The 14086-nt window shown below is 58.5% G+C and carries 18 protein-coding genes; 8 read left to right on the top strand and 10 right to left on the bottom strand.

Annotation, left to right across the window (positions count from 1 at the left end; all coding sequences use genetic code 11):
- Positions 1-52: 52 nt before the first annotated feature.
- The 5 genes from ACP7CZ_RS20005 to ACP7CZ_RS20025 all read right to left on the bottom strand — a co-directional run bounded on the left by ACP7CZ_RS20005 (position 53) and on the right by ACP7CZ_RS20025 (position 3503).
- A complete protein-coding gene (locus ACP7CZ_RS20005; RefSeq protein WP_294204332.1) occupies positions 53-1117 on the bottom strand; it encodes an NAD(P)H-dependent flavin oxidoreductase in 1065 nt (354 codons plus the stop codon).
- A 71-nt stretch (positions 1118-1188) separates the two neighbouring features.
- Entirely contained in the window at positions 1189-2262 is a 1074-nt protein-coding gene (gene ada, locus ACP7CZ_RS20010) for a bifunctional DNA-binding transcriptional regulator/O6-methylguanine-DNA methyltransferase Ada (RefSeq protein ID WP_054919077.1), read from the bottom strand.
- Between the two features lie 75 nt (positions 2263-2337).
- Positions 2338-3003 carry a DNA oxidative demethylase AlkB gene (gene alkB, locus ACP7CZ_RS20015; protein ID WP_236453522.1) on the bottom strand — a complete coding sequence of 222 codons (666 nt, stop codon included), beginning with the start codon at positions 3001-3003 and terminating at the stop codon, positions 2338-2340.
- A 3-nt stretch (positions 3004-3006) separates the two neighbouring features.
- Complete coding sequence (locus ACP7CZ_RS20020; RefSeq protein WP_089041756.1) at positions 3007-3174, bottom strand: hypothetical protein; 168 nt, start codon at positions 3172-3174, stop codon at positions 3007-3009.
- Positions 3175-3200: 26 nt separating this feature from the next.
- A complete protein-coding gene (locus ACP7CZ_RS20025; RefSeq protein WP_003191319.1) occupies positions 3201-3503 on the bottom strand; it encodes a DUF1883 domain-containing protein in 303 nt (100 codons plus the stop codon).
- Between the two features lie 212 nt (positions 3504-3715).
- Between ACP7CZ_RS20025 and ACP7CZ_RS20030 the strand changes: the two genes are divergently transcribed.
- Positions 3716-4066 (top strand): hypothetical protein, encoded by a 351-nt coding sequence (locus tag ACP7CZ_RS20030; RefSeq protein WP_003191317.1) that lies wholly within the window; start codon positions 3716-3718, stop codon positions 4064-4066.
- Between the two features lie 146 nt (positions 4067-4212).
- On the top strand, positions 4213-4443 hold the full coding sequence (locus tag ACP7CZ_RS20035) for a hypothetical protein (protein WP_034127497.1): 231 nt from the start codon (positions 4213-4215) through the stop codon (positions 4441-4443).
- A 5-nt stretch (positions 4444-4448) separates the two neighbouring features.
- On the opposite strand, the gene ACP7CZ_RS20040 is transcribed toward ACP7CZ_RS20035, so the two are convergent.
- Positions 4449-4730, bottom strand: a complete 282-nt coding sequence (locus ACP7CZ_RS20040; protein ID WP_003191312.1) for a hypothetical protein — start codon at positions 4728-4730, stop codon at positions 4449-4451.
- 141 nt (positions 4731-4871) lie between these two features.
- Positions 4872-5057 (bottom strand): hypothetical protein, encoded by a 186-nt coding sequence (locus ACP7CZ_RS20045; protein WP_034127495.1) that lies wholly within the window; start codon positions 5055-5057, stop codon positions 4872-4874.
- A gap of 311 nt (positions 5058-5368) precedes the next feature.
- Between ACP7CZ_RS20045 and galU the strand changes: the two genes are divergently transcribed.
- Together galU and gorA are read left to right on the top strand one after the other, a co-directional pair.
- Positions 5369-6208, top strand: a complete 840-nt coding sequence (gene galU / locus ACP7CZ_RS20050; RefSeq protein WP_003173830.1) for a UTP--glucose-1-phosphate uridylyltransferase GalU — start codon at positions 5369-5371, stop codon at positions 6206-6208.
- 105 nt (positions 6209-6313) lie between these two features.
- The gene (gene gorA, locus ACP7CZ_RS20055) at positions 6314-7672 is read left to right on the top strand and encodes a glutathione-disulfide reductase (protein ID WP_294204385.1); all 1359 of its coding nucleotides are present in this window, start codon (positions 6314-6316) and stop codon (positions 7670-7672) included.
- Here the strand turns inward: gorA and ACP7CZ_RS20060 are convergent, their stop codons facing one another.
- Entirely contained in the window at positions 7673-8680 is a 1008-nt protein-coding gene (locus tag ACP7CZ_RS20060; RefSeq protein ID WP_294204387.1) for a DNA-binding protein, read from the bottom strand. It lies immediately after the preceding gene.
- 169 nt (positions 8681-8849) lie between these two features.
- Between ACP7CZ_RS20060 and ACP7CZ_RS20065 the strand changes: the two genes are divergently transcribed.
- The 3 genes from ACP7CZ_RS20065 to ahpF all read left to right on the top strand — a co-directional run bounded on the left by ACP7CZ_RS20065 (position 8850) and on the right by ahpF (position 12175).
- Positions 8850-9782, top strand: a complete 933-nt coding sequence (locus ACP7CZ_RS20065) for a site-specific integrase (RefSeq protein WP_096144618.1) — start codon at positions 8850-8852, stop codon at positions 9780-9782.
- A gap of 133 nt (positions 9783-9915) precedes the next feature.
- Entirely contained in the window at positions 9916-10479 is a 564-nt protein-coding gene (gene ahpC, locus ACP7CZ_RS20070) for an alkyl hydroperoxide reductase subunit C (RefSeq protein WP_003191303.1), read from the top strand.
- Between the two features lie 130 nt (positions 10480-10609).
- The gene (gene ahpF, locus ACP7CZ_RS20075) at positions 10610-12175 is read left to right on the top strand and encodes an alkyl hydroperoxide reductase subunit F (protein ID WP_054898431.1); all 1566 of its coding nucleotides are present in this window, start codon (positions 10610-10612) and stop codon (positions 12173-12175) included.
- Between the two features lie 129 nt (positions 12176-12304).
- Here ahpF and gloA read toward each other — a convergent pair whose 3' ends face one another.
- Positions 12305-12829: a lactoylglutathione lyase gene (gloA, locus tag ACP7CZ_RS20080; RefSeq protein ID WP_054898432.1), complete on the bottom strand. Its 525-nt coding sequence runs from the start codon at positions 12827-12829 to the stop codon at positions 12305-12307.
- Between the two features lie 178 nt (positions 12830-13007).
- Between gloA and ACP7CZ_RS20085 the strand changes: the two genes are divergently transcribed.
- Complete coding sequence (locus ACP7CZ_RS20085) at positions 13008-13544, top strand: DUF4946 domain-containing protein (RefSeq protein WP_034127490.1); 537 nt, start codon at positions 13008-13010, stop codon at positions 13542-13544.
- Positions 13545-13655: 111 nt separating this feature from the next.
- Here ACP7CZ_RS20085 and ACP7CZ_RS20090 read toward each other — a convergent pair whose 3' ends face one another.
- Positions 13656-14021 (bottom strand): histone-like nucleoid-structuring protein, MvaT/MvaU family, encoded by a 366-nt coding sequence (locus ACP7CZ_RS20090; RefSeq protein WP_014718508.1) that lies wholly within the window; start codon positions 14019-14021, stop codon positions 13656-13658.
- Positions 14022-14086 lie beyond the last annotated feature (65 nt).

The raw sequence follows: 14086 nt of genomic DNA on the forward strand, positions 1-14086 counted from the left end.
GGAATATATAGCGGTAGGCTATTGCCGGTATAGCACCAAGTTGCTGCGCAGGTCAGTCGCGGGTGAATCTGGCTAGCGCGTGCTCGGCCAATTCGCGGGTCAGGTCATAGGTGGACAGGTCTTTGCCGAGCCTCAGGGCCTGGCCTGCCCACAGGTTACTGAAACCGGCTTCATCCTTGGCCTTGAGCGGCATTAATGCGCCTCCGGCTTTGGGGAACGCCGGCGCCGTCGGGTTGATTGCGCCGAGCTCACGCATCACCCGGTTGACGATGCCCCGCGCCGGGCGGCCGGTAAACAGGTTGGTCAGCGCGGTTTCGCTGGCTTGGGCATGGCGCAGCGCATGGTGATGGGAGGCGCTTACCGTAGCTTCGGGTGTGAACAGGTATGCCGTGCCGACCTGCACTGCCGAAGCGCCCAGCGCAAAGGCGGCGACGATGCCGCGCGCATCGCCGATTCCGCCCGCAGCAATCACCGGCACGCTGACCGCGTCGACAATCTGCGGTAGCAGCGCCATCAAGCCGATCTGGCTGTTGAGGTCATCGCTGAGAAACAGGCCACGATGCCCACCAGCTTCGATGCCCATGGCGATAATCGCGTCGCAGCCGTGCTGCTCCAGCCACACGGCTTCCTCGACAGTGGTGGCCGATGACAGCACCTTGGCACCGGTGGCTTTTACCCGGTCCAGCAAAGACTTCTCTGGCAGGCCAAAATGAAAGCTCACCACTTCTGGCCGAAACGCTTCCACTACCTGGCAGGCTGCGTCATTGAACGGCGCGCGGTTGGACACCGGGGTTGGCGCATCGAAGTCGGCGCCCAGCTCATAGTAGTAAGGTTGCAGCAAGGCCTTCCAAGCCTGGTCCCGCGCGTCATCGGCATCGGGGGGTTGATGGCAGAAGAAGTTGATGTTCAGCGGCGCATGACTGGCCTGGCGAATGAGAGCCAAGGCATCGCGCAGTTGCTCCAGGCTCAGCGCCGCCGCAGGCATCGAGCCCAGGGCGCCGGCCTGCTGGGCGGCGATGACCATGGCGGTGGTCGTCGCGCCAGCCATCGGCGCCTGGATAATCGGCACCTCAATGCCCAACAGGTCAAGAATGCGGGTGTCTGGCCAGGTGCTCATGGGGTGCTTCTCCAGCGTTAGTAGGGCTTTTCGCTGTTTTAGCAGGGCAATCAGCACCCGGCCAGTCTGTTTTATTCACTGGACGGAAGCGGCGTTTTGTGGCGCTGGGTTTCGCGCTCGAGTAACTGGCGCTTGCGCTCTACGCCCCAGCGGTAGCCCGACAGCTCGCCACTGCTGCGCACCACGCGATGACAGGGAATCGCCACCGCCAGGTGGTTGGCACCGCAAGCCTGGGCCACGGCGCGAAAGGAGGAAGGTGCACCGATACGCTCGGCAATCTGCGCATAGCTGGCGGTGCTGCCCGCAGGGATTTCGCGCAACGCCTGCCACACCCGCTCCTGAAAGGCCGTGCCGCGCAGGTCCAAGGGCAAATCCAGGCCCACGGCAGGGGCCTCGACAAAGCCGACGACGTGGGCCACCAGTTGTTCGAAACCCTGATCCGCGCCGATCAACTCAGCCTTGGGAAACTGGTCTTGCAGGTCGCGCACCAGTTTGTCCGGATCATCACCCAATAAAATCGCACACACGCCACGTTGGCTTTGCGCCACCAGAATCGCCCCCAGCGAGCACTGGCCAACGGCAAAGCGGATGGTGTTATTGGCGCCGCCGCCTTTGTAGTCTCCAGGTCTCATGCCGAGCACTTGGTCGGCGGCTTCATAAAAGCGGCTATTGGAATTAAAGCCCGCGTCATACAGGGTGTCCGTCACCGAATGCTGGCCCTTGAGGCCGTCGCGCACTCTGCGCGAACGCAGGGCGCTGGCGTAACCCTTGGGGGTCAACCCGGTGTTGGCTTTGAATACGCGGTGGAAGTGAAAGGGACTCAGCCCGGCGCATCGGGCCAGCACATCCAGGCTAGGCGGAGTTTCGGCCTGCTCGATTTGCCGGCAGGCCTCGGCCACCAGTTGCCCATGGTGAGCGGCCAACTGGGTCTGGTCGCCGGCAGCGCGTTTACTGGGACGATAACCGGCGGCTTCGGCCTGCGCCGGCGTGTCGAAAAACTCGACATTCTCCGGGCGCGGCAAACGCGAAGCGCTGCTGGGGCGGCAATACACGCCGGTGGTTTTCACGCCGTAGACAAACAAGGCGTCGGCCTTGGCATCACGGGCAATAATGGCAGCCCAGCGCGGATCGTGTTCGTTGTTCATGGCCTGCACTCTTGACGGTTCAGGAGCAGATTAAGCCTGCCGCTCGCAATCGACACTCCGAAGCTTGCGGTCAAATTAACCGGCGGTGCGAAAGGTCAGGTTGATGCGCTGCGGGCCCATGACCGGATGCACGCCGTCCTTGATCGGCATCACGCCATGAAAGCGCAGGCGATCAACGCCGCCCCACACCACCACATCACCATGAAACAGCGAGACCTTTTGGGTTTTGTCGCTGCGCGCATGGCCACCGAACAGGAAAATCGCCGGCAGCCCCAGGGACACCGACACCACGGGCGCGCTGTAGCTGCGCTCGTTCTTATCCTGATGCAGGGACATCTTCGCCCCCGGTACGTAACGGTTGATCAAGCAGGCATCGGGTTGAAAACCGCCAAAGCCGGCCTCGATAGCCGCAGCCACCGCCAGTTGGCGCAATGTGTCGGGCATGACGGGCCAAGGTTGCTGGCTGCGCGGGTCGAGTGGGCTGTAGCGATAGCCACGGGCGTCGGTGGTCCAGCCCAGCTCGCCGCAACTGCTCAGCGCCGCCGACATGGTAAAGCCGCCGGGAGTGACCATCTGCCGAAACGGTGATTGAGCCAGTACACGCCGCAGCTCCGGCAATAACCGCTCGATCCAGGGCAGGGCATAGCCCCTTAGTACATAGGACTCTTCGCCAATTTGCTCGCGCCCGGCAGGCTGTTGCAGGGCCTCGTCGGCAAACAAATCGGCGGTAGGGCCAGGCATGGCTTACAGCGCCTTGCTCACGTTGATGTCGGTGATTTCGTCGCTGGGATCATGAATTTTTGCCAAGGCTTGCTTGGCTTCTTCGATGCTGTTGTTTTGCAACTGGGCAAATTCAAAGCGGCGTTCGCCGTTGAGCTTGTACTTGATGACGTATTTGGTTGTGGTGGTCACAGCTTTTTTCCTGTCAGGTGTTCGGGTCAGCTCAGCTTGCTGCTGGTACGACGAACGATACGGATCTTGTGGGACAACGCAGGTTTACGGGTCACGCTGATGGCGCGACGGGTCACCACATCCAGGGTGATGTTCCAGAACCCGGTGCTGGGCGCGGTGATCTTGGCCGGGAATTTATCAAATGCGCCGCCGTGGTAGGTATGGCGGCCGCCATTTTTGAAGCTGCGAAAGTTCGCATCGCTCATCAGGCGAATATTGCAGGTCTGCGAGCATTCGATGACGACAATGTCTCCCTCGTTGAGGTGCTCACGCTGGTGGATGAATTTCATGGGGTGTCTCCAGAAGGGCTTTTTCTGAAAAATCAGAACGATACGTAGGTTAAGATGGAGTTTATCAGCCCCAGCGCGTTTATTATCGGGCCGTCGTCGACGACTTCGACAATTTAAAACAGTTATTTACCGAGTTATCACAGATAAATCCTACGTTGGTGGGAGAAAATTACCATCCCCGCTGTCGTAGGGTCTTTATCGGAGGTTTTTGTATGAAGTGGAGTGTGTTGGTGCTGGCCTTGGCAATAGGTGGGTGTGCTTCGGTTGCAGATATCAAGCAGACCCCGCCAACATTGGTGGTCATCTCAGGGAAGAAACCGCAGGAATATGCGGCGTGTGTGGTACGCAAATTGGAGGCGACCCGTCGGCCGCCGCAAATCGAACCCCATAAAGACGGCATTCAGGTGATCGTGCCGCAGAAGTTCTCGGCAGACCCGTCGGCGATCTTTGAAATCGAAGACCGCTCCAGCGGTAGCAGCATCAAGCTTTATGAAAGCATGTCCAATGTGCCGATCCGCCCGGGCGACGTGAAGAAGGCGGGGGAAGAATGCATTTCCGGTTGAGCTCCAGACTCATCCCTCACACCCGATAAAAAAAAGCCCTTACCCTGCAGGGACGGTATGCATCCGTTAAACTGTCGGGCATTCACTATAAAGATGCCGCTCAAACCCGGGGTTTGAGCGGCATTTGTTTTTCTGGAAAGCCGGTTATGAAACGAGAACACGTCAAAGCCCGCCATGCCGAAGGGCAGATCTCGGCCACCCATGTCATCCAGAACCCCGCCGATCTGGGCGAGTGGATCGTATTTTTCAAGAAGAGCGGCGGGCGCAGCTACTTCCTGGTGGACGAACAGGATGAGGTCGAATCATTTGCTCGCCTGGATGACCTGATCGAAATCCTGCGGGGCCTGGGGATCAAGTTCGCTGAAGTGCACCTGTAGCAACGTTACTTGCAGACCACCACCACGCTGCGGCCTTTGAAGTTGCCCACGTCCTGGCCCAGGGTCTTGTCGCTTTCCTTGAGTGCCGGCGTGCCATTGGTGCCGACGATGCGGTAGCCGGTGCCCGCGCAGGAGGCGTCCGCCTTCTCGTAGCAACTGGCCCATGAATTGGCCTCGCCCGAGCAGTCGATGGTCAGGCCTTGCTCGCCATTTTTCAGCAGGGTGTCGGAGGCGGTGGTGCAGCCGGCGAGTGCCAGTACCGCGGTCAGTGCCAGGATTTTTTTCATAGAGGGGGTCGTCATCGAGGGTATTGGAAGGGCGCGCTGACACTGTCGTGGCGTTGTTGAAGATTATAGCGAACTGCCATCTAGGTACAGACAAACAAAAAAGCCCCGTTTAACGGGGCTTTCAAAGCAGTGCAAAGAGGCTTACTTGGTTTTCGGCCGCTTGCTCGATGCATGGCCTGCCTCATCCACAAACACTTCGGCGACGGCGATCGCCATGCTTTCGGACTCGAATACGCCGGCAACGCTGTCACCGTGAAAATTGATCAAGTGCCAGCCGTCTGCTCGCTTAGTGATCAGGTAGCCGTTTACACCTTTTGGTTCTGACATCTGTTGGCAATCTCGTGGTCTTGGTTCAAGGCGCCCATGATAGCGCCAAATGCCGGGGCAGGGCGCAAGTTGTTGCGGGTCAGTGCCAGGGGTGCAAAAGCGTGCTAAAACCATTGCAGCCCTTTCAAACAAGGGGTCGACGCGAGTTCTGACCAACCGTTGGTGACACCCATTGCAGGATCAGCGGAACTTACGCCGACATTTTTTCTCTATGATGACATCGCAACGCCAGCAGAACCCCATTGTAAGGTGACTGCGGCCTGATTAGACTGCGCCGAATTCCGTACGCACAGCCCTTTGTAAGGACTCATATGATCAAGAAATGCTTGTTCCCAGCAGCCGGTTACGGCACTCGCTTCTTGCCAGCGACCAAAGCCATGCCCAAAGAAATGCTGCCAGTGGTGAACAAGCCACTGATTCAGTACGGTGTGGAAGAGGCTCTGGATGCCGGTTTGAACGAGATCTCCATCGTCACGGGTCGTGGCAAGCGCGCGCTGGAAGACCACTTCGACATCAGCTATGAGCTGGAAAACCAGATCAAGGGCACCGACAAGGAAAAATACCTGGTCGGTATCCGTAAACTGCTCGACGAGTGCTCGTTCTCCTACACCCGTCAGACTCAGATGAAAGGTCTCGGCCATGCCATCCTTACCGGTCGCCCGCTGATTGGTGACGAACCCTTTGCCGTGGTCCTGGCGGACGACTTGTGCGTCAACCTGGAAGGCGACGGTGTGCTGACCCAGATGGTCAAGCTCTACCAGAAATACCGTTGCACCATCGTTGCGGTGATGGAAGTCAACCCAACCGAAACCAATAAGTACGGTGTTATCGCCGGTGACGATATTGGCGATGGCCTGATCCGCGTACGCGACATGGTCGAGAAGCCAGCGCCGGAAGACGCGCCATCGAACCTGGCGATCATCGGTCGTTACATCCTCACGCCGGACATCTTCAAGCTGATCGAAGAAACCGAGCCAGGCAAGGGTGGCGAGATCCAGATCACCGACGCTCTGCTCAAGCAAGCCAAAGACGGCTGCGTGATTGCCTACAAGTTCAAGGGCCAGCGTTTCGACTGCGGCGGCGCTGAGGGCTACATCGAAGCGACCAACTTCTGCTACGAGCATTTCTACAAGACGGGCAAGGCTTACTGATCCACGCTTGCCGGCACGTTTTAAGCGAAAGCCACCTTCGGGTGGCTTTTTCGTTTTTCAGCCCCATGTAAGTCGGTATGCTGGTGTACTGCCGAGGAGAGTGAAATGGCCTACGATTTTGACCTGTATGTAATTGGCGCCGGTTCCGGCGGTGTTCGCGCGGCGCGCTTTGCCGCGGGCTTTGGCGCCAAGGTGGCTGTGGCCGAGAGCCGCTACCTGGGCGGCACCTGTGTGAACGTCGGCTGCGTGCCAAAGAAGCTGTTGGTGTACGGCGCGCATTTTGCCGAAGATTTTGAACAGGCCAGCGGCTTTGGCTGGTCCCTGGGCGAGGCGAACTTTGATTGGGCGACCCTGATCGCCAACAAGGATCGTGAGATCAACCGCCTCAACGGTATCTATCGCAACCTGTTGGTAAACAGCGGCGTGACCCTGCATGAAGGACATGCACGCCTGGTCGATGCCCATCAGGTGGAGATCAACGGTGAGCGTTTCACTGCCAGGCACATCCTGATCGCCACCGGAGGCTGGCCGCAGATCCCTGAGATTCCAGGGCGCGAGCACGCCATTGGCTCGAACGAGGCGTTCTTCCTTAAAGAGCTGCCCAAGCGCGTGCTGGTAGTGGGTGGTGGTTATATCGCCGTTGAGTTCGCGGGCATCTTCCACGGCTTGGGCGCGCAAACCTCATTGCTGTATCGCGGTGACTTGTTCTTGCGCGGCTTTGACGGTTCGGTGCGCAAACACCTGCAAGAAGAGCTGACCAAGCGCGGCCTGGACTTGCAGTTCAATGCAGACATCGAGCGCATCGACAAACAGGCCGACGGCAGCCTCAAGGCCACTTTGAAGGATGGCCGCGTGCTGGAAGCCGATTGCGTGTTCTACGCCACTGGCCGCCGTCCAATGCTGGATAACCTGGGCCTGGAAAATACCGGGGTCAAACTGGACGAACGCGGTTTCGTCGCGGTGAATGATCTCTATCAGACCGCCGAGCCGTCGATCCTGGCGATTGGCGATGTGATTGGTCGTGTGCAACTGACGCCGGTGGCCCTGGCTGAAGGCATGGCCGTGGCGCGGCGGTTGTTCAAGCCCGAGCAATACCGCCCGGTGGATTACGCCAATATCGCGACGGCGGTATTCAGCCTGCCGAATATCGGCACAGTCGGCCTGACAGAAGAGGATGCACGCAAAAATGGCCACAACGTGCAGATCTTTGAAAGCCGGTTCCGGCCGATGAAGCTGACCCTGACCGATTGCCAGGAAAAGACCTTGATGAAGCTGGTGGTCGACGCCGACACCGACAAAGTACTGGGTTGCCACATGGTCGGTCCGGATGCGGGTGAGATCGTGCAAGGGCTGGCGATCGCGCTCAAGGCGGGCGCGACCAAGCAGCATTTCGATGAAACTATCGGCGTGCATCCTACGGCGGCGGAAGAATTCGTCACCATGCGCACGCCTGTAGCGGACTGATCAGGTTGGCTCTGCTGCCTCTGGCGCCGTTGCAACGACGGTCGCCAAGCGCAGGGCTTCGATGCTTGCCTGGGCCTTGACCAGGTCCAGCTCAAGCGCCTTGTTGTGCTGCTGATACTCCAGCAGTGATGCTTGGCGCGATTGGCTGTCCAGCACGGCAACCCGCAGGCGTTCCTGGAGCAGGGTGCGCTCGCTGTCGATCTGGCTGAGCTGCTCCTTGAGTTTCAGCTGTAGCGCCTGGTCCTGGCGAGCTTGCTCCTGCAGCGCTTTCAATTCCTTGGTTGTCACTCGCTGCTCACTCAGCAGGCGCTCGTTGTCGCGATGCAGTTGGGTGATTTCGTCCTGGCGCACCAGTGCGCTTTGCTGCGCCTGACGCAATTCGGCCTGTACCTGTTGCAACTGGCCCTCATGGCGACGCTGTTCCTGCTCGCGCTGCTCCTTGATGGCAGTGCGGTAATGCTCAAGCGCATCGCGGGCGTGCAGGTGTTTTTCTTCCAGTGAGCGAATCTGCTCGTCTTTGTCGTTGAGCCTCAGCTCGTAGTCGCTGCACGCCTGGCTCAACCCGGCGTTACGGGTTTGCTCGGTCTGCAGGCTGGTGCTGGCGGTTTGCAGCGCCGCGCTTTCTTCAGCGAGGGCAGCGGCCTGGATATCAAATTGCTGTTTGAGCTGGGTGTGCGCTTCTTCCAGGGTTTCTACCTGGGCGAGCAGGGCGGCTTTTTGTTGCTCGAATTGCGCCAGGGCCAGGTCGATCGGCTCTTGGGCCTTCTCTTTCAGGCGTTGGGACAGGCGGGCGACTAGCTCGCCCAGCTCATCATCAATCGGTGCTTGGGTGATGGTCTGGCGCGTCTCGCTTTCGTCCAGCTCTTTCAAATAGCGATGAATGGTGGTTTTCGAGCCGGTATTGCCCATTTCGATACGCACCGCATCGATGCTGGGGTTTTCGCCACGGGCGAGGATCGCCAGGCGTGCCGTTTGCACTACTGCTTTTTTTATGCCGCCGCGAGCCATGGGGTCTCCGTCGATTTAGTACTGTGGTACGTGGTATGTATATACATACTATATCATGATTGAAAACTGGTTGAAATTCATGATTTAACAGATGGGATATTGGCGTATTATCCCGTGTCATAAGCATTTTCATCAGCCATCCACCCTTCAGCAGTACGAAAACACGCCTATGAGCGACCTCGACCGATATCTCAACGCCGCCACTCGCGACAACACGCGCCGCAGCTACCGCGCGGCGATCGAGCATTTCGAAGTCAGTTGGGGAGGGTTCCTGCCAGCCACCAGCGAGAGTGTGGCGCGCTACCTCGTGGCGCATGCCGGGGTATTGGCAGTCAACACCTTGAAATTGCGGCTCTCGGCCTTGGCGCAATGGCATACCAGCCAAGGGTTTGCCGACCCGACGAAGGCGCCGGTGGTACGCAAGGTGCTCAAGGGCATCCGCGCTGTGCACCCGGCGCGGGAGCGGCAGGCCGAGCCTTTGCAGCTCACGCAGTTGGAGCAAGTAATCGCTGCCCTGGACATTGAAGCCAAACAGGCCAGCGAGCGTCACGACCAGCCGCGCTTGCTGCGGGCCAAGCGCGACGCTGCGCTGATTCTGCTGGGCTTCTGGCGCGGCTTTCGCAGTGATGAGCTGTGCCGATTAAGCATTGAGCACGTGCAAGCCGTGCCAGGCGCAGGCATCAGCCTGTACTTGCCACGCAGTAAAAGTGACCGTGACAACCTCGGCAAAACCTACCAGACCCCAGCGTTGCTGCGGCTGTGCCCGGTGCAGGCTTATAGCGAGTGGCTCAGCGCCTCGGCGCTGGTGCGCGGCCCGGTGTTTCGCGGCATTGACCGCTGGGGCAACCTGGGTGAGGAGGGCTTGCACCCCAACAGTGTGATCCCGTTATTGCGCCAGGCCCTTGAGCGCGCAGGCATCCCCGCCGATCAATACACCAGCCACTCCCTGCGTCGGGGTTTCGCCACTTGGGCGCATCGAAGTGGTTGGGATTTGAAGTCGCTGATGAGTTACGTCGGCTGGAACGACATGAAATCTGCGATGCGCTATGTTGAAGCGACGCCGTTTTTAGGCATGACCCTGGCAACCCAAGCGCTGATTTGAGATTTTTTCTATTAATAGCGTCACCTGATAGAGAAACCCAATCGTCAGCATCAGGTTTGCCAATGAGCCATCGACCGAGAGAGCCGGTAGGATTCACCTCATCAACTTCTTAACCCCTGACGGAGAGTCAACGATGCCTATCATCAACAGCCAAGTAAAACCGTTTAAAGCCACCGCTTTCAAAAACGGCAGCTTCGTCGATGTGACCGACGCTGACCTGAAAGGCAAGTGGTCGGTTGTCTTCTTCTACCCAGCCGATTTCACCTTCGTCTGCCCGACCGAACTGGAAGACCTGGCTGACAACTACGCCGAATTCCAGAAGCTGGGCGTCGAAATCTACAGCGTTTCCACCGACACCCACTTCGCCCACGCCGCCTGGCACAACACTTCGCCAGCCATCGGCAAAATCCAGTACACCATGATCGGCGACCCAACCCTGACCATCTCCCGCAACTTCGACGTACTGATCGAAGAAGCTGGCCTGGCAGACCGCGGCACCTTCGTGATCAACCCAGAAGGTCAGATCAAGATCGTTGAACTGAACGACGGTGGTGTAGGCCGTGACGCTTCCGAGTTGCTGCGCAAGATCAAGGCTGCTCAGTACGTTGCCGCCCACCCGGGTGAAGTGTGCCCAGCCAAGTGGAAAGAAGGCGAGGCCACTCTGGCGCCGTCTCTGGACCTGGTCGGCAAGATCTAAGTCTGTGAACGCGTATCAAGGGCGGGTATCCGCACTTAAGTAAGCTGCATCCGCCCTCAAAACGCCCGGGCGAGATTCGCTCGGGCGTTTTTTTGTCTGCAATAAACCGAATGAACAGGAAATCGCCCGTATGTTGGACGCCAATCTTAAAGCTCAGTTGAAGTCATACCTGGAACGGGTCACCCAGCCGATCGAGATCGTCGCCTCCCTCGACGACGGTGCGAAATCCCAGGAAATGCTTGCTCTTTTGCAGGACGTAACCAGCCTATCCACGCTGATTACTCTGAACACCGATGGCAATGATGGGCGCAAGCCATCGTTCTCCATCAACCGCCCGGGTGCCGAGATCAGCCTGCGTTTCGCCGGTATCCCCATGGGCCATGAATTTACTTCGCTGGTGCTGGCCCTGCTGCAAGTCGGTGGCCACCCGTCGAAGGCCAGTGTCGAAGTGATTGAACAGATCCGCGCCCTCAAAGGCGAGTTCAGCTTCGAGACTTACTTCTCGCTGTCGTGCCAGAACTGCCCGGACGTGGTCCAGGCGCTGAACCTGATGGCCGTGCTGAACCCGAACATCCGCCACGTTGCGATTGATGGCGCGCTGTTCCAGGCTGAAGTCGATGAGCGCCAGATCATGGCGGTCCCGAGTGTCTACTTGAACGGGGTCAACTTTGGCCAAGGCCGTATGGGCCTGGAAGAAATCCTCGCCAAGCTCGACACCAGCGGTATCGAGAAAGCCGCGGAGAAAATCAGCGCCAAGGATGCCTTCGACGTCCTGGTAGTTGGCGGTGGCCCGGCCGGGTCTTCGGCTGCCATCTATGCGGCACGTAAAGGTATTCGTACCGGTGTGGCGGCTGAACGCTTTGGTGGCCAGGTGCTGGACACCATGTCCATCGAAAACTTTATCTCGGTACAGGAAACCGAAGGGCCGAAACTGGCCAGCGCACTGGAAGCCCATGTGCGTCAGTACGACGTGGATATCATGAACCTGCAACGCGCCAGTAGCTTGATTCCGGCAAAAAATGCCGGTGAGCTGCACGAAATTCGCTTCGAAAGCGGTGCGACCCTCAAGTCCAAGACCGTGATCCTGGCCACAGGCGCCCGCTGGAGAGAGATGGGTGTGCCCGGCGAGCAGGAATACAAGGCCAAGGGCGTGTGCTTCTGCCCGCATTGCGATGGCCCGCTGTTCAAGGGCAAGCGTGTGGCGGTGATCGGCGGCGGTAACTCCGGCGTAGAAGCGGCCATTGACCTGGCCGGTATCGTCAGCCATGTCACCTTGCTTGAATTCGACAGCAAGCTGCGCGCCGATGCCGTGTTGCAACGCAAGCTCTACAGCCTGCCGAACGTGGATGTAATCACCAGCGCGTTGACCAGTGAAGTCAAAGGCGATGGCCAGAAAGTCACCGGCCTTGCCTACAAGGACCGCGACACTGGTGAGTTCAAGACCATCGACCTGGAAGGCATCTTTGTGCAGATTGGCTTGCTGCCCAACACCGACTGGCTCAAAGGCAGCGTAGAGCTGTCGCCGCGTGGCGAGATCATTGTCGATTCCCGTGGCGAGACTTCACTGCCTGGCGTGTTCGCCGCCGGAGACGTAACGACTGTGCCGTACAAGCAGATCGTGATAGCAGTAGGCGAGGGCGCCAAGGCTTCGTTGAGCGCGTTCGATCACTTGATCCGCACCTCTGCTCCGGCGTAATCCTGAGCTGCAAATAAAAAACCCCATGAGCGATCATGGGGTTTTTCTCGTTCCCACGCCCGGCGCGGGATTCTCGTTCCCACGCTCCGCATGGGAATGCATCCGGTGACGCTCCCCGTCACGCAGTGCTTATGACATCGGCGCCGGCTGGATGATCTCCACCCAATAAGCATCCGGGTCTTTGATGAACGCGAGGCTCTTCATACGGCCATCCGTCAGGCGTTTCTGGAAGTCGCAACCCAAGGCTTCGAAACGTTCGCACGCCGCGACAATGTCCGGCACCGAGATGCAGATATGGCCAAAACCACGCGGGTCGGTGTTGCCGTTGTGGTAGGCAAAGTCGGCATCGTTTTCGGTGCCGTGGTTGTGGGTCAGTTCGAGAATGCCCGGAATCGACTTCATCCACTGGGTGCGCTCGGCCGCGTCGGCCGGGATCTGGGCCTTGTCCACCAGGGCCAGGAAGTACAGGCTGAATTCGGCTTCCGGGAAGTCACGTTTCTCGACCAGGGAGAAACCGAGGATGCGCGTGTAGAAGTCCAGCGACTTGGTGATGTCCTTGACCCGCAACATGGTGTGGTTGAACACAAAGTTCGCCGTGGCGTTGTCGGGTTGGGCAGTGACGCCCGGGAAGGTGTTCAATTCGTGCAGGCTCATGGGCCCTCCAGAAAAAATGTGAGATGAGCGGTCCATTGGCTTGCGGCCTGCGCCCATGCAGGCGGGCCATGATACGCAAGCCGCACCGGCTGCGCCAAATGAAAAAGCGCGCCCAACCCTTGCAGTCAGCGCGTGCCGGGACGCACACTTTGCGGCTGGAACCTTGGGTGTTTTTGCAATGATCGAGTTTCGTAGGCCACTGTTGAGTGCTGTGTGCGTGTTGTTGGGCAGCTCGTTTGTGTTGGCAGCCGAGCCGGAAGTCCATTGGCCCAGCGGTTGGCAGGTCGAAGAAGTCGTGCCTGACGGCGAGCTCCCTGTCAAACCCCAAGCAGTGTCCCGGCAGCGAGCGATCAAGAATGATGAAAATGGCGCCACGTTGATGGTAATGGAGTTGACCGGAACGCCGATTGAGGCCGGCCATAAAGTTAATCTTCCCGGCGTGTTGCTGGAGATGCGCAAGTCGATCCAGAAAGACTTTGCCCGTGGTGGTTATCAAAGCGTGTGCAGCAAAATGCACCCCACGACATTGAGTCGTCTTGATGCGTTGGAAACTACCTGTGTGATTACCGAGAACGGTCGACACGTATTGTCGCAAACATTAGTCGGTGCGCTGGATGTCGACAAAGCCTATGTTTTTTCATACGCAGGCCAGGCGCAAGCGTACGAGGCGAGCAAGGAGGAAGTCAGTCTGGTGCGCAACAGTCTGAAACTTTGACAGGTTCAAGCTGAGCGAATTTGAACAATACGAACCCTGAGTTAAGTTCGATTCCGAACCGTTAGAGCAAAAAAAACCCCGCGTATGCGGGGCTATTTTTTAGTACATGTTTCAGCCGCGAAGCCAGGAGTCTACAGTGGCGGCGCCGTACTGCTCTTTCCAGGCTTTGAGGCCGCGGTGGTTGCCACCTTTGGTCTCGATCAGCTCGCCGGTGTGCGGGTTGTGGTAAACCTTGACCACCCGTGCGCGGCGCTGTTTTGGCGCCGCGGCGGCCGGTGCGCCGCCTTTGCGTGGCGCTGGATCGAGGATGGCGATCACATCGCGCAGGCTTTTGTCGTATTTGCCCATCAGCGTCTTGAGCTTTTCTTCGAATTCGATTTCTTTCTTCAGGCCAGCGTCGTTCTTCAAGGATTCCAGCTGGGCAAGCTGCTCTTGAAGGGCTTTTTCTGCTGCGCGAAATTCGGCGAGTCTGGACAAAATCTATACTCCAATAATGTAGTTGCTGATATCAACTGCAGACAAAGCTATAAGCCAAGAACGTT

Origin of the sequence: Pseudomonas sp. DWP2-2 (assembly GCF_049897065.1) — a bacterium.
Taxonomy (GTDB): domain Bacteria; phylum Pseudomonadota; class Gammaproteobacteria; order Pseudomonadales; family Pseudomonadaceae; genus Aquipseudomonas; species Aquipseudomonas paracarnis.